Source organism: Sphingomonas phyllosphaerae FA2, assembly GCF_000427645.1.
Classification (GTDB): domain Bacteria; phylum Pseudomonadota; class Alphaproteobacteria; order Sphingomonadales; family Sphingomonadaceae; genus Sphingomonas; species Sphingomonas phyllosphaerae.
Map to the genome: position 1 here is coordinate 276,719 of NZ_KE386571.1, position 17,219 is coordinate 293,937.

The following is a 17,219-nucleotide window of genomic DNA, read 5'->3' on the forward strand; positions in this document are numbered from 1 at the left end:
GTCCGGGACGACGGGCATTGGCCACGCCTTATCAGCGTCCCCCACTGGACCCCGACCCTCGCCGGCTTCTGAACGCCGGTCAGCAATATAAATTAGGGTTGAACGGGATATTTCCGATTGTTGCCGGGTTGGGCGCGCGAACGGTGGAGGAGCGCGGATCATGGCGACGGTGGCGGATATGCTTGGCGGAGCTTCGCTGTCGCGTGACGATGAGCGGAAGCGCGCGACGCGGCCGCTGGAGGCGCTCAACTTCTTCATGGCGGACATGCAGGCGGGGATCGGCCCGTTTCTGGGCGTGTTTCTCCAGCAGCGCGGCTGGACCGCGGGGCCGATCGGATCGGTGATGACCGCCGGCGGGGTGGCGGGCATGTTGATGACCGTGCCCGCAGGCGCGTTCATCGACCATACCGAGAAGAAGCGGCTGGTGGTGATCGTCACCGGCATCTGCACCGTCATGGCGTCTTTCCTGATCCTGTTCTCGCAGGCCGGGTGGGTGGTGACGGTCAGCCAGGTTGCGACTGCAATCGCGGGGGCGGCGATCGGGCCGGCGGTGACGGGCATGACGCTGGGGATCGTCCGCCAAAAGGGCTTCAACGCGCAGAACGGGCGCAATCAGGCGTGGAACCATGCCGGCAACATGGTCGGCGCGGGGCTGTCGGGATATCTTGGCTGGCGGTTCGGGATGCCGGCGATCTTCTATCTTGCCGCCGTCTTTGGCGTGCTGGCGATCAACAGCGTGCTGATGATCCCGGAAAAGGCGATCGACCACCGCGCGGCGCGCGGGCTGGAAAAAGGCGATGACGACGATGCGGAAGGCGGGCAGGCGGAAGGCTTTCGCGCACTCCTCCGCAACAAGCCGATGCTGGTGCTCGCCGCCGCTTTGGCGTGTTTCCACCTCGGCAACGGCGCGATGCTGCCGCTCTATGGGCTGGCGGTGGTCGGCGCAGGGAAGGGCAATGCAGCGATCTTCACCGCCGAGACGGTGGTGGTGGCGCAGGCGGTGATGATCGTCGCCGCATTGGTCGCGACACGGATGTCGGCGGGGCGGGGTTACTGGCTGGTATTGTTGATCTCGTTCGCGGCGCTGCCGGTGCGCGGCGCGTTGGCGGGGACGTTCATCGAGCATTGGGGGGTGTGGCCGGTGCAGGCGCTCGACGGAATCGGCGCGGGATTGCAGAGCGTCGCGGTGCCGGGGCTGGTCGCGTGCCTGTTGAACGGCACGGGGCGGGTGAATGTCGGGCAGGGCGCGGTGATGACGGTGCAGGGCGTCGGTGCGTCGCTGAGCCCGGCGATCGGCGGGTGGCTGGCGCAGGAACTCGGCTACCACATCGCTTTCTATATACTGGGCAGCTTCGCACTGGTGAGCGTGGCGTTGTGGATCGTGTTCGCGGGCGTGGTGCGCGAGGCGTGCGCGGCGGCGCAGGCGTGACGCGGACGCTGGCGAAGCGACGGGCGTTGGGGCAGGGGGGCGGCATGTTCATACCGTCCGACCGCGCGCGATGATCCTTGCCACGGGGGCGACCTGGGGGATTTGCGCCGCCGCCACCGCGGGCGTGATCGCGCGGCCGTTCCGCTGGCCGGAGGCGATCTGGGCGGTGGCGGGTGCAGTGGCGCTGCTGCTGTTCGGGCTGGTGACTCCGGGCGATGCGCTGGGGGCGGTGGCGAAAGGCGGCGACGTCTATCTGTTCCTGATCGGCATGATGCTGTTGAGCGAAACCGCGCGCGAGCAGGGGTTGTTCGACTGGGTCGCGGCGACCGCGGTCGGCCATGCCAAAGCCTCGCCGACGCGGCTGTTCCTGCTGGTCTATGCGACCGGGGTGGTGACGACGACCTTCCTGTCGAACGACGCAACCGCGGTGGTGCTGACCCCGGCGGTCTATGCCGCGGCGCGCAAGGCGAAGGCCGAGCCGCTGCCGTTGCTGTTCGCGTGTGCGCTGATCGCCAATGCGGCGAGCTTCGTCCTGCCGATCTCGAACCCGGCCAATCTGGTGCTGTACGGGGGGAAGATGCCGCCGCCGGGGGCGTGGTTCGCGTCGTTCGCCGCGCCGTCGGTGGCGGCGATCGTGGTGACGTTCCTCGCCTTGCGCTACGTCGAGCGCGCGCGGCTGACCGGGACGTGCGAGGCGGCGGTGGCGCGCGAGCCGCTGAGCGCGGCGGGCAAGGCGGCGCTGGCGGGGATTGCGGCGACGGCCTTGCTGTTGCTGGTCGTCTCGGCGTTGGATCGGCCGTTGGGGTTGCCGACCTGTATCGCGGGCGTCGCCACGATGCTGGTGGTGGCGGCGCTGGTGCGGCGTTCGCCGGTCGCGACGATGCGATCGGTGTCGTGGAGCGTGCTGCCGCTGGTCGCGGGGCTGTTCGTGCTGGTCGAGGCGCTCGATCGCACCGGGGTGATCGCGTGGGTGGCGAATGGGCTGCGCGGTTTGGCCGCGGACCCGCTGCGTGGGGCGGCGTGGAGCGGGACGATCCTCGCGTTCGGGTCGAACCTGATGAACAACCTGCCCGCCGGGTTGATCGCGAGTACCGCGGTGGCGCAGGCGCAGCCGCCGAGGGTGATCGTCGATGCGCTGCTGATCGGGGTCGATCTCGGGCCGAACCTGTCGATCACCGGGAGCCTCGCGACGATCCTGTGGTTGCAGGCGATCCGGCGCGAGGGCGAGGATGTCGGGTTCTGGCGGTTCCTGAAGGTGGGGGCGGCGACGATGATTCCGGCGCTGGTCGCGGCTTTGGGGGCGCGATTGTTGATCGGGTGAACATCTCTTCGTCGCCCCGGACTTGATCCGGGGCCCCGCTTCTTTCTTTGGCTCGCAAGGAAGAAGCGGGATCGCGGATCAGGTCCGGGATGACAGGGAATCAGCGCTGCGCGCTGCGCAGTCTGGCGACGCCGATGCTGTCCATCATCAGCTCGTATTGCGCGGGCGAGAAGCCGGCGCGGAGGAAGCGCTTCAGCTCCTCGGTCGGGATCGTATAGCCATAGTGCCAGCCAAGCACCGCGATGCGGCGAAGCGCCTCGAGCCGGTCGTCGGCGAGCATGTGGTTGTGTGGCGGCTTGAAGAGCACCGACATCGCCTTGGCGATCCGGCCGGGCTTGTCGAGCGACCACAGCCGGTCCTTGCGCGCGAGCGCCACGACCGACCATTCGAGCGCGCTGAGCCGCGCCGGGGCGTCGGTCGGCAGCGGATCGGCGCACGGCGTGATCGCGGCGGGGAGGGGGGCGGTGGTGACGACCGAGCGATCGTCGTCGAGCATCAGATAGGCCATGGGCGAACTCCCTTGGAAACGGGCGGGCGCAGCCGTTCCCGACGTCGCGGACGACGGGTGGAAGCGCTGGCAGGTGAAAGGCAAAGAGCGGGCGGAGCGCGCCCCTCTCAAGACGAGCCGGTACGAACGAAGCAACGAGGATCCATGAGCGGCTCCTGCGATGAGGAGGAACCGCGCTGGCTCCTCATTCCATACCGTGTGGTATATAAACCGTCCGAACGCCCGTCAACGGCTTTGTGTACCGATCGGTAATTTATTTCTGGATCAAGATGTCGGCCACATCGAGAGCGCGATCGACACGACGCCGTCGAGGTCGTCGCGCGTCGCGCCGGAGGTGGCGAGCACCGCCATGCCCTGCAGGATCGCGTACAGGTAATAAGCGAGCGCCTGCGGATCGAGATTTGACGGCAGATCGCCGTCCTGCCGCGCCTGTTCGAAGCGCGCCACGAGCGCGGCGTTCGAGGATTGGCGGCGCTGCATGATGTGTGCCTTGATCGAATCGCCTTCGGCACCGCAGGCGCTGGCGCTGACGACGCCCATGCAGCCCTTGGGATCGCAGGTGCTGGTCTGCGCCGCGACCGCGCCGCGCATGAAATGCTCCGCGACCGCGCGCGCGGTTGGCTGTTTCAATGCCTCACGGGTATAGGCCAGCTTCTCCGCCTCATAGCGGTCGAGCGCCTGGTGGAAGAGCTGTTCCTTGTTGCCGAACGCGGCGTAGAGGCTGGGCTTGGTGATGCCCATCGCGGCGGTCAGATCCGCCATCGACGCGCCGTCATAGCCCTTGGCCCAGAACACGCCGAGCGCGGCGGACAGCGCCGCATCGGGGCAGAATTCGCGCGGACGCCCACGGGTGGGAGCAGGGGCGTCGGCGGTGGTGATCGATTCCATAACGACCGGTATATAATGACGCCGCCCCGATCCGTCGAGGGGGGCGGCCGCGTCAGGCGGCGGTGCCGGTCTCCATCGAGGACAGCCAGAGCGGGAAGCGCGCGACCACCGGTACGCCGAGCGGTGACATTCGGCCGTGCACCAGCCCGAGCAGCGCGAGCGGCAGATCAAGGACGACCGGCACCGAACCGTCGAAGGCGTCGCGCACCAGGCAGAGATGGTAGCGGCGGTCGCTGGGCTGGGCAGCGCGGTCGCCGGTGATCGCGGCGTCGAGGTCATCCTCGACGATCGTCCAGCGGAACAGCGGATCGGCGGCGACGATCGCCGCGGCGTTGAGCCGGCCGAGATCGGACACGAAGCTGAACACGAGGTCCGCGCCGGCGCGGTCGCTGGCGAACCAGCGCGCGAGCGGCGGATTCACCTCGGCATCGCCGCGCACCATGTCGAGCGGACGTTGCGGCACCCAACGCGCCAGCCAGTCGTCGATCCGCTTGCCCTCGGCGCGCGCGGCGTCGCCGCTGACGAACAGCGCGGTCGCGTCGAACCCCTCGCGCGCGAGCCAGGCGGCGAGGATCGCGATACGCTTGGCATCGTGGGCGAGGAAATCGGCGAGGTTCTCGGCGCGCTGCGCCGCGGTGAGCGTGCGGGGATCGCCGCAGTGGCGTGGAGGGTCGGGCGGATAGTCGCCGAGCCGCGCGGAGAGGATCCCATAGGGATCGCCGCCGTCAGCCGGTCCGTCCTCATGCGGTTCCGGCGTCTTGCGGCCGGTGAGCCAATCGGAAATCCTCGACATGGCCACGATCTACCAGTCGTCGCCCGGCGCTGCCAGCGTTCAGAACCAGCTGCGCACGGTATCGAAGACGCCGCGGCCGGCCGAGTCGCCCGCGAGCCCGCCGGCCACGCCGCCGATGATCCCGCCCACGACCGTGCCGACGCCGGGGAAGATCGCGGTGCCGATCGCCGCCCCCGCGGCCGCGCCGCCCCAGCCGCCGGCCGCGCCGCCCGCGAGCCCGGACAGGCTGCGCCCGGTGTTCTCACCGACCCGGTCGCCATCGGCATGGAAGGCGGAACCGACCTCGACCACGTCCATCGCGATCGCGACCGGGCGTGCGACCTTGCCGACCGTGCCGAGCACCTGCCCGGCGCGCACGGCACCGGCGCCCTCACGCATCGCGGCCTCGCCGGTGCGCGCGAGGGTGGCGCCTTCGGCCTCCAGCGCGGTGCCGGTGGTGCGCGCGGTCTGGTTGGCGGCGAGACGGTTGATGTCCATCGTCGCCTCGCGACCGGCCTTGCCCGTGTCCGACGTGTAGCCGACCTTCGACTCGGTTTCGATGCGGACATTGAGGCGTGGATCGACGTTCGGGCGCTCGGCGACGACGTCGACGACGCGGGCACCATTCTGGACCCGGTTGGCGGCATCGGGCGCGGTGGTGACGTCGAAGCCGGCGGCGCGATACCGGTCGCCGATCGCCTGTTCGGCGATCGAGCCGTTGATGTTGTTGGCGACGCCCTTGTCGATACCCTGACCCTTCGCGACGCTGCCGGTAGGGGGCGGGTTGGTCCAGGTCGCGACCTCGATCCCGCCGGCGCGCAACCGATCGGCCAGCGGGCCGCTGAGCCCGCCGCTCTGCGTCCAGGCGCTGGTCGTCCCCTCCCAGCGGACCGACAGGATCGGATTGTCGGTGAGCAACTGCGTGCCGCGCGCGGCCACGGTGGTGCCGCGATCCGTGAGCGCCGTGCCGTGCGCGCCGAGCGCCTGTCCGCGCGCGACCTGGTCCGCGCCGGCCGCGATCACGCGATTGGCGGCCGGGACCGTCGCGCCGGTGACGGTGGTGCCGAGCGGCGTGTCGTTGTTGTTCGCAGGCTGCGACGCGCGCGCGGCGGCCTGAACGTCGGCCGAGAGGCGACCGACATCGCCGATGCCACCGCGCTGCGCGACTTCGGTCTCGATCGCGGCATAAGCGGCGCTGGCTGCGGCCGGATCGGTGCGGGCGGCGGCCACCACCTGTTCGGCGAGCGTCCGCGTGTCGATCCGGCCGGTGGCGGGATCGGTGGCGGTCCGGACCATCGTCGTCGCGACCTGCGCCGGGTTCGCGGGGGCGAGCTGCGTCGCGCGGGCGGTTGCGACGCCCTGCGGCGTCGCGCTGGGGGGCGGCGGCGGTGGCGCGGACGGGCTGGGAGACCGATTGGTCGAACTGGCGGCGTCGAGCATGGCGATGTCCTTCCGCGTTCTTCCTGACATGGCGACCACCGCGCGCACCATAATCGTTTCGACTAAGCGCGCGCCGCCGCAGCGGGTCGCGTCGATGATCGTGCCGGGTGGCCAAGCGGCGTTGCAGCGGACACAAGGGCGGTCGAACCAGAGGCCGAGGACCTGATGTACGCCGCGCTTACCCCCGCTCCGCTCGACCGCTCGGCCTTGCGCCCGATCAGCGTCGCCGAGCTGTTCACGATCGGCATCGGCCCGTCGAGTTCGCACACCGTCGGTCCGATGCGCGCCGCCTTCGACTTTGCGCAGCGCGCGATCGGGCTGGCGCAGGATGTGGTGGGCGTGCGGTGCGACCTGTACGGCTCGCTGGCGTTGACCGGCCGGGGGCACGCGACCGACACCGCCGCGATCCTCGGGCTGGCGGGGTGGGAGCCGGAGCGCGTCGACCCGGATGCCGCGCCGGCGTTGCTGGACACGATCCGCGAAACCTCGCGGCTGCGGTTGGCGGACAAGCGCCCGATCCCGTTCGCCGAGGCGGCGGACATCGTCTTCCATCCGCGCGACTTCCTGCCCGAACATCCCAACGGCATCAGCTTTACCGCGCGGCTGGCGGACGGGACCGGTTATGCCGAAACCTATTTCTCGATCGGCGGCGGGGCGATCCTGCGCAAGGGCGCGCCGGTGGCGACCGAGAATGTCGCGGTACGCTATCCATTTTCGTCGAGCGCCGAATTGCTGGCGCTGGGCGATGCGACCGGGCTGTCGATCGCCGAGCTGGTGCGCAGCAACGAGGAGGCGTGGCGCAGCGGCGCGGAGGCGGACGCGTTTCTCGACGCGGTGCACGCGGCGATGGATGCGTGCATCGATCGCGGGATCGCGCAGGACGGGCTGTTGCCCGGCGGGCTGAAGGTGCGGCGGCGCGCGCGGGCACTGGAGCAGGCGCTGACCGGCAACACGCCGGGGCGCAATCCGGCGGAAGTGTTCGAATGGGTGAGCCTGTGGGCGCTGGCGGTGAACGAGGAGAATGCCGCGGGCGGGCGCGTCGTCACCGCGCCGACCAACGGCGCGGCAGGCGTGCTGCCGGCGGTGCTGCGCTTTTACGAGACGTTGGTCGCGCAGACCAAGCCCGCGCCGGTGCGGCAGGCGGGGGTGCGGTGCTTCCTGTACACCGCGGCGGCGATCGGGATGCTCTACAAGAAGCGCGCGTCTATTTCCGCCGCGGAGATGGGGTGCCAGGGCGAGGTGGGCGTGGCCTGTTCGATGGCGGCGGGGGCGCTGGCGGCGGTGCTGGGGGGCAGCAATCGCCAGATCGAGAATGCCGCCGAGATCGGGATGGAGCATAACCTTGGCCTCACCTGCGATCCGATCGGCGGGCTGGTGCAGATCCCGTGCATCGAGCGCAACACGATGGGCGCGGTGAAGGCGATCAACGCCGCCTATCTGGCGCTGCGCGGCGACGGCAGCCATGTCGTGAGCCTGGACGCGGTGATCGAGACGATGCGCCAGACGGGCGAGGATATGCGGACGCAATATAAGGAAACGAGCCTCGGCGGGCTGGCGGTGAACGTGGTGGAATGTTGATGCACCTGCAACGGGCATCGACCGGCAATGGGGCACTCACGCGAGCGAAGACGGTTGTAGTTCGGATGCCTTCGGGCGTAATCCACATCTAGATCGTTTCGGATCGGAGTATGCGTGACCCCCGAACTTCCTTCTGCGCTGCTCGATTATCTACGCCAGTCGCGTGTCGCGCTGGCGATCGCGACCGCCGACGACGACAATCATCTGCTTGCCGTCAGCGAGCGGTTCTGCACGCTGACCGGCTATCGCCCGGAGGACGTTCTGGGCCGCAACTGCCGGATGTTGCAGCGATCGGCCCCGAACGAGGAACCGCGCGCGCGGCTGCGCGAGTTCCTCGCCAACCCGCGGCAGGAGAATGTCCGCACGCCGATCGTGAATTTCCGGAAGGACGGGACGCCGTTCGTCAACCTGCTGTATATGTCGCGGCTGCGCGCGCTCGACGGCTCCGCCAGCTACATCTTCGCCTCGCAATTCGACGTCAGCCGGTCGCAGCCCGAATTGCTGAGCGAGTATGACGACGAGCTTGGCCGTACGCTGGGACGGCTGTCGCCGATCGCGAGCGATGCCGGGATCGTGGTCGAGGGCACGCTGTTGACGATCGCCAACAGTGCCGCGACGGTGGCGCAGGCCAAGATGATGCTCGCCGGACTGGAGCACGACCATCGTGCGTGACGCCGACGCTCGTCCCGCGTCCGCCATGACCAGACCGGCGGTGCCGGTGGTCGGCATCGGCGCATCGGCAGGCGGGCTTGAGGCGCTGCGCGAGATGCTGGCGCCGGCGCAGCGGCCGACCGGGCTGGCGTTCGTGGTGGTCCAGCACCTCGACCCCAATCACGAGAGCATGCTGGCCGAATTGCTCGACCGCGCCACCGCGCTGGAGGTGCTGCAAAGCGCGGGCGGCGAGCGGATCGAGGCCGACAAGGTCTATATCATCCCGCCGGGGCGCGGGCTGGCGATCCGCGACGGCGTGCTGGAGCTGACCGATTTCGCGCAGCGTCGCGGGATGCGGCGGCCGATCGACGACTTCTTCCAGTCGCTGGCCGGCGATCAGCAATCGAACGCCGCGTGCGTCATCCTGTCTGGCACCGGCGCGGACGGGACGACCGGCCTGCGCGCGATCAAGGAGAATGGCGGCGTCGCGGTCGTCCAGCAGCCGGAAAGCGCGCGCTACGACGGGATGCCGCTGTCGGCGGTCGGCACCGGGTTGATCGACTTCGTCAAGCCGCCGGGCGAGATCCTCGACTGCCTTCGCGGCTTCTTCGGGCGGCGCAATTCCGAGCCGGGCGATGCGCAGGCCGGGGTAGTCGCGGATCATGTCGACGAATTGTGCCGCGTGTTGCGCAACGCGGTCGGGCACGACTTTTCCGGCTACAAACGCTCGACGCTGATCCGCCGGGTCGAGCGGCGGATGCATGTGTTGGGGATCGACACCGGGCGCGCCTATCTGGCGCGGGTGCGCGGCGATGCCGACGAATGCGAGGCGTTGTTCCGCGACCTGCTGATCAACGTCACGCGCTTCTTCCGCGATGCGGAGGCGTTCGAAACGCTGCGCAAGCAGGTGATAGAGCCGTTGCTGCGCGAGCGCGCGACCGACGACGACCTGCGCGTATGGGTGCCGGGCTGTTCGAGCGGCGAGGAAGCCTATACGATCGCGATGCTGTTCGCGGAGGCGGCGCGCACCTCCGGGCAGCCGCTGGCGGTGCAGATCTTCGCCACCGACATCGACGAGCAGATGCTGTCGATCGCGCGCGAGGGCAATTATCCGGCCGCAGCGCTCAATGACCTGGCGCCGGGGCTGCGCGAGCGTTATACCGTGCCGCACGCCGAACGGTTCACGATCGCGAGCCAGATCCGCGACATGATCCGCTTTTCCAGCCACAGTCTGGTCAAGGATCCGCCGTTCTCGCGGATCGATCTGGTTTCGTGCCGCAACCTGCTGATCTATTTCGACGATCGTTTGCAGCAGGCGGTGCTGCCGCTGTTTCACTATGCGTTGCGCCCCGGTGGTTTCCTGTTCCTGGGGCCATCGGAGAGCGTCGGCCGGTTCGAGCATCTGTTCACGGTCGTCGACCAGCACGCGCGCCTTTACGAACGCGCGCCCGGCGCGCCGAGCTATCCGATCGACCTTCCCGGCAATTCGCGGCCTACGGGTGCGCGACGCGAGCGCGACGGACGGGGCGAGAGCCCTGCGCTGACCAACGAGAGCGTCGCGATCCGGCGAATCGTCGACCGTTACGCGCCGGCGAGCCTGATCGTCGATCAGGACGGCGGGATCGCCGCCGCTTACGGAAAGCTGGGCCGGTATTTCGACTTTCCCGTGACGCGCACCGGCGGGAGCAGCGCGGTCAATCTCGCGCGGCCCGGGCTGCGTACCGTGATCGGCCCGCTGTTGCGGCAGGCGCGCGACGAGCGGCGACGCGTGGTGGCGCGCGATGTCGAGGTCGAGACCGACTATGGCATCCAGCCGGTCGAGGTGATCTGCGATCCGCTGGGCGACGGCACGTTGCTGTTCGTGTTCCGCGACAGCGGCGCGTTCCGGCCGTCGGATCAGGGCGAGCTGGAGGATCTGGCCGCCACCGACGATCATCTGGAGGCGATCGAGGACGAGTTGCGGCTGACGCGGCACCGGCTGCGTACCGCGATCGAGGAACTGGAGACCGCGAACGAGGAGCTGAAAAGCTCCAACGAAGAAATGATGTCGATGAACGAGGAGCTTCAATCGACGAACGAGGAATTGTCGACCGTCAACGACGAGCTGAAGAGCAAGGTCGAGCAACTGACGGTCGCTATCTCCGACCTGCGCAACTTCCACCAGTCGACCGAGCTGGCGGTGGTGGTGCTCGATGCCGATCTGAAGGTGCGCAGCTACACCGATGCGGCGGTGTCGATCTTCCCGTTGCAGCCCGCCGATCGCGGCCGGCCGCTGAGCGATGTCGCCAGCCGGCTGCGCGGCAGCGACTATCTGGAGGATGCGCGCGCAGTGGCGGCGGGGGCACCGGCGACGCAGCGGCGCGTGATGACCCGCGACGGCGACCGCGTGCTGTCGCTGCGCGTGTTGCCGTATCGCACGCAATCCGGGTCGGTTGACGGCACGACCCTGGTGCTGACCGACATTACCGAGGCGCTGTCGCTGGAGCGGCAGCTCGCGGCCGAGCGCGAACGGCTCGACCTGGCGATCAAGGCCGCGGGAATCGGTGTGTGGGAATATTGCCCCGAAACCGGCGAGACGGTGCTCGACGGGGTCGAACAGCGCCTGTTCGACGTCGAGGGTGAGGAAGCGACGCGGATCGATCCGCTGCTCGACCGGATCGAGGCCGAGGATCGCGGTGCGGTCGAAACCGCGCTGCGCCGTGCGGTTGAGCGCAATGGCGATTTCGAGGCGACGTTCCGGCTGCGCCCGACCAATGGCAAGGTCCGCTGGGTGAAGGGGTTCGGCCGGGTGATCGCCGGGAGCAATCCGCCGCGGCTGGTGGGCGTGTCGATCGATGTCACCCCCGAATATACGCTGGCGGAGACGCGCGAGCTGATGCTGCGCGAGATGAACCACCGCGTGAAGAACCTGTTCGCGGTGATCGCGGGGATGATCACCGTCGCGTCACGCAACCACGACGAAGTGCGCCCGTTCGCGACCGACCTGCGCCACCGGATCGCGGCGCTGGGCAGCGCGCACTCGCTGGCGTCGCCGGCCGGGCAGCCGCAGGCGATCGGGCTGGACGAACTGGTCGCCGCCACGCTTGCCCCGTATCGCGACCATTCGCACATCACGGTCGAGGGGCCGAAGGTGGCGCTCAACCGGCAATGCCTGTCGTCGCTGGCGCTGATCCTGCACGAATGGGCGACCAACTCGGTGAAATACGGCGCGTTATGTGGGGAGAAGCGCGACGGCGCGCCGGACGGCGGCACCGGGTTGACGGTGCGCTGGCGCGTGGGCGGCAACGGGCTGGAACTGGATTGGGACGAGGTCGGCCCCGGCGATCAGGAGGCGGAGGCGACTCAGCGCGGGTTCGGATCGCTGCTGGTCGACACGAGTGTCCGACAATTACTTGGCGAGGTACGGAGCGAGGCGGCCGGACGATCGTTTCGGATGCGAATGAAACTGCCCGCGAGTGTGCTTGCCCGTGACTGACCCTGCTGCCGTCGACGTCCTGTTGGTCGAGGACGAGCTTTTCATCGCGCTCGATCTTCAGGAGACGATCGAGGATGCCGGCTTTCACGTGGTGGGGCCGTGCGCGACCCTCGTCGAAGCGGAGGCGGCGATCGAGCGCCACGCGGCGCGCTTCGCGGCGGCGGTGCTGGACGTGCGGCTGGCGGATGGAACGGTGTTTCCCGCGGCGGATCGACTGCATGCGGCGGGGGTGCCGTTGCTGTTCCATTCAGGGCACGCCGACGATGCGGCGTTGCGGCAGCGCTATCCCAGCGCGACGGTTTGTCCGAAACCGAGCGCGCCCGACACGCTGGCGAATGCGCTGCGTCGGTGTGCGGAGCGGCAGAAGGCGGCCTAGATTTCGGGGCGTCTGCGCGTGGCGCTCTGGATTGCTTCGCTACGCTCGCAATGACGGCTGGATGCCGGTCGTCCCGGACCAAGTCCGGGACGACGGTGTCGTTACTTGCCGCGCAGCGTGTTGAGCAACGCGAGGCCGATCACGCCACCGACGGCGGCGGCGGCGAACGGACGCTCGTTGATGAAACGACGGGCCTGATCGAGCAACGGGGCGACGCTGTCCTTGGCGTCACCATAGGTCTTCTGCACCGTGCCCTCGGCGCGATCGGCCTTGCCCTCGGCCTGAAGCTGGTTGTCGCCGAATGCCTTACCCAGACCTTCCTTCAGCTTGCCGCCCAAGTCGGTGGTGGCGCCGGTCAGCGTGTCGCTGTTCATCAAACATCTCCTTGTGTGACTTCGCGGGGCATAACCGGGATCAGGGGCGGTTCGTTCCGTTGATCGCAAGGACGCTTCAGGCGGTGGTGAGTTTCGCCTCCGCCGCCTCGCGGAGATGCGCCTCCAGCTCGGCGGCGCGGTGGTGGGCGGTGTGCTCGGCGAGGACGCGGGCGCGGCCGGCGGTGCCGATCGCGTCGAGATCGTGGCGCGCGAGCGCCGCCTCGACATCGTCGCTGGTGTCGGCGAGCAGGATTTCGGTGTCGGGCGTGAGCAGCTCGTCGATCCCCGGCCAGCGGTCCGAGACGATCGGCGTGCCGCAGGCCGTCGCCTCGAACAGCCGCACCGATGGCGACCAGCCGGCGGCGATCATGTCGGCGCGGGTGACGTTGAGCGTCGCGCGGCTCGCCGAATAGAAATCGGCGTGGTCGGCGGGAGCGAGATGCTCGATCCGTTCGACGTTCGCGGGCCAGTCGATCGTGTCGGGATATTGCGGGCCGGCGACGACGAAGCGCTGTTCCGGGTGGCGGCGCGCGGGCTCGATCAGCAAGCGGTCGAGCGTCGGCTGGCGATCGCCGCTGTAGGTGCCGAGATACGACAGGTCCCAGCGCTTGTCCGCGCCGGTCGGGCGGTAGCGGTCGACATCGACCGAGCAATAGAGCGCCCGCGCGGCCGGGCTCATGTAGCGTTCCTCGATCAGCCGCAGCGTCGGGCCGCCGGTGAACGAGCAATAGACGTCGTAGCCGGGGATGACTTCGGGCGAGACGTAATCGCACGCGCCGCGCGCCAGTTTGGCGAGCGTGACGGGCGTGTCGATGTCGTAGAAGCTGGTCACGCCGCGCGCCCATTGCTGGACGAGCTTGCCGACCTCGATACCGTCGGGAACGTAGGAGCCGACCATCACCGCATCGGCCTGTTCGATCTCCTTTTGCCAGTCGGCCAGCGCGGCGAGGCTGTCGTAGAGTTCGAGGCGGCAGTAATCGGGCGCGGGTTCGTCGCGGTGCGCGGCATACCAGGGCATGTCGCGTTCGAGGAACAGCACTTTGTGGCCGCGCGCGGCGAAGGCGCGGAGCAGCGCGCGGAAGGTGGTGGCGTGGCCGTTGCCCCAGCTGGAGCTGAGCGAGAGGCCGAGGACGACGAGCTTCATCACGCGGCCTCGCGCTGGCGGGCGGCGTGCGCCTTGAAGAGCGTGTCGACCTGCGCGCCGCGCAGGTCATAGGTGTGTTCGGCTAGGACGCGCTTGAGCGCGGCCTGACCGATCGCCTGCGCACGCTCGGTGGTCAATGCGGCAAGATGGTCGGCGACGTCCTGTCCGTCGCGCGCGACCAGCACTTCGCGGTCGGGGATCAGGAACAGCTCGATCCCCTCCCACGCATCGGTTATGAGGCAGGCGGCGGCACCGGCGGCCTCGAAGACGCGCGTCGCGGGCGAGAAGCCGATGTGCGCCATCGAGTCGCGCGCGACGTTGAGGACCGCGCGCGGCGTGCAGTTGAAGGCATTGTGCTCGGCAGTGAAGACATGGCCGCGGTGGCGGACGTTGCCGGGCATCGCCTTGGTATCCCAGCCGTTGCCGCCGATCAGGAAGCTCTGTTGCGGTAGCAGCGCGGCGGGGCGGAGGAAGAATTCCTCGACCCGCGCCTCGCGGTCGGGGAGGCGGTTGCCGAGGAAGGCGAGGTCGCATGCGAAGCGCTCGTCGGCAGGCACGGGGTGGTGCGTCTGCGGATCGAGCGCGTTGTAGACGGGGATGCACTGTGCCGCGCCGAAGCCGCGATAGGCGTTCACGACCGGATCGCCGCCGCCATAGGTGAGCACCATGTCGAGGTGCGGCAGCGCGGCGGTGACCGGATGATCGGGGTCGGCGCGCATCTCGTCGAGCGTCGCGGCGGCGTCGACGTCCCAGAAGATCTTGAGTGCGTCGGGGCGGGCGTGCGCGATGATGCCTTCGAGCAGTTCGCGGTCGAAGACGCCGACGCCGTTGGCCTTGACGACGATGTCGGCGTTGGCGGCCTCGGCCAGCACCTCGCGCAGCGCGTCGTGGGTCGCGGGATAGACGACGACCTTGGCATAGGAAGGCGGGTCGATGTCGCGATGCTGTTGCCGCTCGAACGCATCGGGTTCGTAGAAGGTGATGTCATAGCCGCGCTCGCCGAGCGCGCGCAGGATGCCGCGGTAATAGGTCGCGGCGCCGTTCCAGTAGGACGACAGCAGGCTGGACCCGTAGAAGGCGATCTTCACGCTGGGATGCTCCGTGACAGCGAGGGGGCGTCGATCGTGGCCAGAATAGCCAGCAATTCGTCGACGCGGTGCGCGCAGGTGTGGCGTGCGCGGATGGTTTCGAGCCCTGCGATGGCAAGCGATGCGCGTAAAGCCGGATCATGACGCAGGTCGCGCAGGATGCGCGTCATGTCGTCGGGCGTCTGCGCGAACAGGAAGTCGGTGCCGGGGCGGAAGAGATGCTCGGCATCGTCCCACGGTGCGCTGGCGAGCGGCAGGCCGCAGGCGAGCGCTTCAAAGACGCGGATCGTCGGGATCCCGGGCAGGATCGTCGTGTAATAACGCCGGGGGACATGGACGGTCGCCAGCGCACGCGCGAAGATCGCGGGGGCGGCGGCGTTGGGCGCCCAGCCGTGATAGCGCGCGCCATAGGACGCGAGCATCGCCTTGCCGTCGTCGGGGTAGCGGACGCCGTAGATGTCGAGCGGCAGCCCGGCGTCGCGCGCGGGGGCGAGCAGATAGGTCTCGATCTCGGCGGTGCGTTCGCCGTCGCCCCAGTTGCCGATCCAGACGAGGCCGTCGCGATCCTCGGTTTCGACGGGGAAGAAGCGGCGCGTGTCGGCGGCTTCGTGCCACGTCCAGACGCGGTCGCCCCAGCCCCAGTCGCGATAGACGCGCGACAGCGCCTCGCCGAACGCGAGCACGCCGTCATAGCCGTCGAGGTCGTAGGCGCGCATCTCCTCGGGCGCGCTGACCGCGCGGTGGTGCGTGTCGTGGAACAGCAAGGTGAAGCGCGCGCCGTCGCGGCGGAGCGTGCCGAGCGCGGCGACCAGATCGTGCGCGTTCCATTCATGGACGATCACCACGTCGGCATCGTCGACCAGTTCGGCGAGGTCGGCGTCGGGGGCGAAGGTCTGCGACGACAGTTCGGGATAGGCGCGTCGGTAAGCGTCGAGCCCGGCGTCGCCATTGTCGGCGAGCAGGTTGTCGAGGCTCCACGCACCGACCGGTTCGTAGACGCGCACGTCATGCCCGCGCGCGATCAGCTCCGACAGCACGCCGCGCAGGAAATGCGCGTTGCCGTGGTTCCAGCACGAGGCGAGGCTGTGGGCGAAATAGACCAGCTTCATGCCGCGACCCGCTCGCCGGTGGCGGTGACGCGGTCGAGCAGCGCGGCCATTGCGCGCGCGGTCTGCTCCGGCGCGTAGTCGAGCGCGCGGGTGCGGGCGAGCGCACCGCGGGCGAGGCGCAGGTCGGTGTCGGCGGCGAGCGCGGCGATCGCGTGCGCAAAGCCCTCGGCATCGTCGGGGTCGACGAAGGTCGCGACGCCGTCCCACAATTCGCGGAAGGTCGGGATGTCGGACAGGACCAGCGCGCAGCCAGTCAACGCCGCCTCCAGCACCGCCAGCCCGAACGGCTCGTAATAGGCTGCCGAGGCGAAGATTGGGCGGGTCGACAGCGCGGCGGCGATCGCGGCGTCGCTGATCCGGCCGAGCGGTTCGAGATGGTGGAGCCGGTGATGCTCGCCATGCGGGCCGCGCGCGGGACCGGCGGCGCGGAACGGCAGCGGCAGCAAAGCGGCGGCGCGGTCGAGCGTTGCGACATTCTTGCCGCGATCCCACAGCCGTCCGGCGGTGAAGGCGCGTGCCTCGAGCGCGCCGGTCGCGGCGGGTAGTGTGCGGCCGTTGTGGATCGCGCGCGGCGCGGCGGGCAGCGCGTAGAGACGCTGGATCGTCGCGGCGAAGGCGCGGGTCGGGCAGACGATCGCGTCGGCACGCGCGAGGCCGCGTGCGACCAATTCGGTCTGCCACGTGAGATCGGCGGGGAGCGGGCCGTGCTCGACCGCCTCCCACCAGCTCGCGACGCAGCTATGGACGACCGCGACGACCGGCACCGCGAAATCGGCGATCGCGAGCGCGGGCTGGTTGAGCTGGACGACGTCGACCGCGCGTGCCGCAGCGAGTGCGGCGATCGCATCGGCGGCGACCGACACCGCCCGCGCGTCGCTGGCGAGCCAGTCGAGCGGGAGGCGGGTGTCGATCAGCGTGACGCCCGCTGCTTCGGCCTGTGCGTGATGCGCCGGCGAGGGGGCAGGGCCGAGCGTGGCGAGGTCGACCGACCAGCCGGTGCGGACCAGATCGGCGGCGAGCTGAAGCGCATATTGCCAGACGCCGCCGACCGCGTCGGCGGTCATCA

The 17,219-nt window shown here is 69.3% G+C and carries 15 protein-coding genes; 6 read left to right on the plus strand and 9 right to left on the minus strand.

Translation table 11 applies throughout. The features are described from left to right. The first annotated feature begins 160 nt into the window (after positions 1-160). Entirely contained in the window at positions 161-1,429 is a 1,269-nt protein-coding gene (locus SPHPH_RS0101720; RefSeq protein WP_028965136.1) for an MFS transporter, read from the plus strand. Positions 1,430-1,499: 70 nt separating this feature from the next. Beyond that, positions 1,500-2,750, plus strand: a complete 1,251-nt coding sequence (locus SPHPH_RS0101725; protein ID WP_028965137.1) for an arsenic transporter — start codon at positions 1,500-1,502, stop codon at positions 2,748-2,750. A 100-nt stretch (positions 2,751-2,850) separates the two neighbouring features. On the opposite strand, the gene SPHPH_RS0101730 is transcribed toward SPHPH_RS0101725, so the two are convergent. The 4 genes from SPHPH_RS0101730 to SPHPH_RS0101745 all read right to left on the minus strand — a co-directional run bounded on the left by SPHPH_RS0101730 (position 2,851) and on the right by SPHPH_RS0101745 (position 6,358). Further along, positions 2,851-3,258 (minus strand): hypothetical protein, encoded by a 408-nt coding sequence (locus SPHPH_RS0101730; RefSeq protein WP_028965138.1) that lies wholly within the window; start codon positions 3,256-3,258, stop codon positions 2,851-2,853. A 264-nt stretch (positions 3,259-3,522) separates the two neighbouring features. Then, a complete protein-coding gene (locus SPHPH_RS0101735; protein WP_028965139.1) occupies positions 3,523-4,146 on the minus strand; it encodes a TetR/AcrR family transcriptional regulator in 624 nt (207 codons plus the stop codon). Between the two features lie 52 nt (positions 4,147-4,198). Then, a complete protein-coding gene (locus tag SPHPH_RS0101740) occupies positions 4,199-4,939 on the minus strand; it encodes a hypothetical protein (RefSeq protein WP_028965140.1) in 741 nt (246 codons plus the stop codon). Positions 4,940-4,978: 39 nt separating this feature from the next. Next, positions 4,979-6,358 (minus strand): hypothetical protein, encoded by a 1,380-nt coding sequence (locus tag SPHPH_RS0101745; RefSeq protein ID WP_028965141.1) that lies wholly within the window; start codon positions 6,356-6,358, stop codon positions 4,979-4,981. Positions 6,359-6,523: 165 nt separating this feature from the next. On the opposite strand from SPHPH_RS0101745, the gene SPHPH_RS0101755 reads away from it, so the two are divergent. The 4 genes from SPHPH_RS0101755 (at position 6,524) to SPHPH_RS0101770 (ending at position 12,438) form a co-directional block, all read left to right on the plus strand. After that, positions 6,524-7,936, plus strand: a complete 1,413-nt coding sequence (locus SPHPH_RS0101755) for an L-serine ammonia-lyase (protein ID WP_028965142.1) — start codon at positions 6,524-6,526, stop codon at positions 7,934-7,936. Between the two features lie 114 nt (positions 7,937-8,050). Continuing rightward, on the plus strand, positions 8,051-8,608 hold the full coding sequence (locus SPHPH_RS0101760; protein ID WP_051272780.1) for a PAS domain-containing protein: 558 nt from the start codon (positions 8,051-8,053) through the stop codon (positions 8,606-8,608). 25 nt (positions 8,609-8,633) lie between these two features. Then, entirely contained in the window at positions 8,634-12,062 is a 3,429-nt protein-coding gene (locus SPHPH_RS0101765) for a CheR family methyltransferase (RefSeq protein ID WP_051272781.1), read from the plus strand. Further along, complete coding sequence (locus SPHPH_RS0101770; RefSeq protein WP_238302805.1) at positions 12,055-12,438, plus strand: response regulator; 384 nt, start codon at positions 12,055-12,057, stop codon at positions 12,436-12,438. Before SPHPH_RS0101765 ends, SPHPH_RS0101770 begins: the two co-directional genes overlap by 8 nt. Positions 12,439-12,539: 101 nt before the next feature. Here SPHPH_RS0101770 and SPHPH_RS0101775 read toward each other — a convergent pair whose 3' ends face one another. The 5 genes from SPHPH_RS0101775 to SPHPH_RS0101795 form a co-directional block, all read right to left on the minus strand. Next, entirely contained in the window at positions 12,540-12,812 is a 273-nt protein-coding gene (locus SPHPH_RS0101775; protein WP_028965146.1) for a CsbD family protein, read from the minus strand. 76 nt (positions 12,813-12,888) lie between these two features. Then, complete coding sequence (locus SPHPH_RS0101780) at positions 12,889-13,956, minus strand: CgeB family protein (protein ID WP_028965147.1); 1,068 nt, start codon at positions 13,954-13,956, stop codon at positions 12,889-12,891. Beyond that, positions 13,956-15,044, minus strand: coding sequence for a CgeB family protein (locus tag SPHPH_RS0101785; RefSeq protein WP_028965148.1), 1,089 nt, complete (start codon positions 15,042-15,044; stop codon positions 13,956-13,958). Before SPHPH_RS0101785 ends, SPHPH_RS0101780 begins: the two co-directional genes overlap by 1 nt. Next, positions 15,041-16,153: a CgeB family protein gene (locus SPHPH_RS0101790; RefSeq protein ID WP_028965149.1), complete on the minus strand. Its 1,113-nt coding sequence runs from the start codon at positions 16,151-16,153 to the stop codon at positions 15,041-15,043. The genes SPHPH_RS0101785 and SPHPH_RS0101790 overlap by 4 nt, the downstream gene beginning before the upstream one ends. Then, the gene (locus tag SPHPH_RS0101795) at positions 16,150-17,217 is read right to left on the minus strand and encodes a glycosyltransferase family 4 protein (protein ID WP_037487881.1); all 1,068 of its coding nucleotides are present in this window, start codon (positions 17,215-17,217) and stop codon (positions 16,150-16,152) included. The genes SPHPH_RS0101790 and SPHPH_RS0101795 overlap by 4 nt, the downstream gene beginning before the upstream one ends. Positions 17,218-17,219 lie beyond the last annotated feature (2 nt).

Bases quoted from the DNA above. Each gene is read 5' to 3' on its own strand.
- SPHPH_RS0101720 (WP_028965136.1), top strand. From the start codon at position 161: ATGGCGACGGTGGCGGATATGCTTGGCGGAGCTTCGCTGTCGCGTGAC.
- SPHPH_RS0101725 (WP_028965137.1), top strand. From the start codon at position 1,500: ATGATCCTTGCCACGGGGGCGACCTGGGGGATTTGCGCCGCCGCCACC.
- SPHPH_RS0101730 (WP_028965138.1), bottom strand. From the start codon at position 3,258: ATGGCCTATCTGATGCTCGACGACGATCGCTCGGTCGTCACCACCGCC.
- SPHPH_RS0101735 (WP_028965139.1), bottom strand. From the start codon at position 4,146: ATGGAATCGATCACCACCGCCGACGCCCCTGCTCCCACCCGTGGGCGT.
- SPHPH_RS0101740 (WP_028965140.1), bottom strand. From the start codon at position 4,939: ATGTCGAGGATTTCCGATTGGCTCACCGGCCGCAAGACGCCGGAACCG.
- SPHPH_RS0101745 (WP_028965141.1), bottom strand. From the start codon at position 6,358: ATGCTCGACGCCGCCAGTTCGACCAATCGGTCTCCCAGCCCGTCCGCG.
- SPHPH_RS0101755 (WP_028965142.1), top strand. From the start codon at position 6,524: ATGTACGCCGCGCTTACCCCCGCTCCGCTCGACCGCTCGGCCTTGCGC.
- SPHPH_RS0101765 (WP_051272781.1), top strand. From the start codon at position 8,634: ATGACCAGACCGGCGGTGCCGGTGGTCGGCATCGGCGCATCGGCAGGC.
- SPHPH_RS0101775 (WP_028965146.1), bottom strand. From the start codon at position 12,812: ATGAACAGCGACACGCTGACCGGCGCCACCACCGACTTGGGCGGCAAG.
- SPHPH_RS0101780 (WP_028965147.1), bottom strand. From the start codon at position 13,956: ATGAAGCTCGTCGTCCTCGGCCTCTCGCTCAGCTCCAGCTGGGGCAAC.
- SPHPH_RS0101790 (WP_028965149.1), bottom strand. From the start codon at position 16,153: ATGAAGCTGGTCTATTTCGCCCACAGCCTCGCCTCGTGCTGGAACCAC.
- SPHPH_RS0101795 (WP_037487881.1), bottom strand. From the start codon at position 17,217: ATGACCGCCGACGCGGTCGGCGGCGTCTGGCAATATGCGCTTCAGCTC.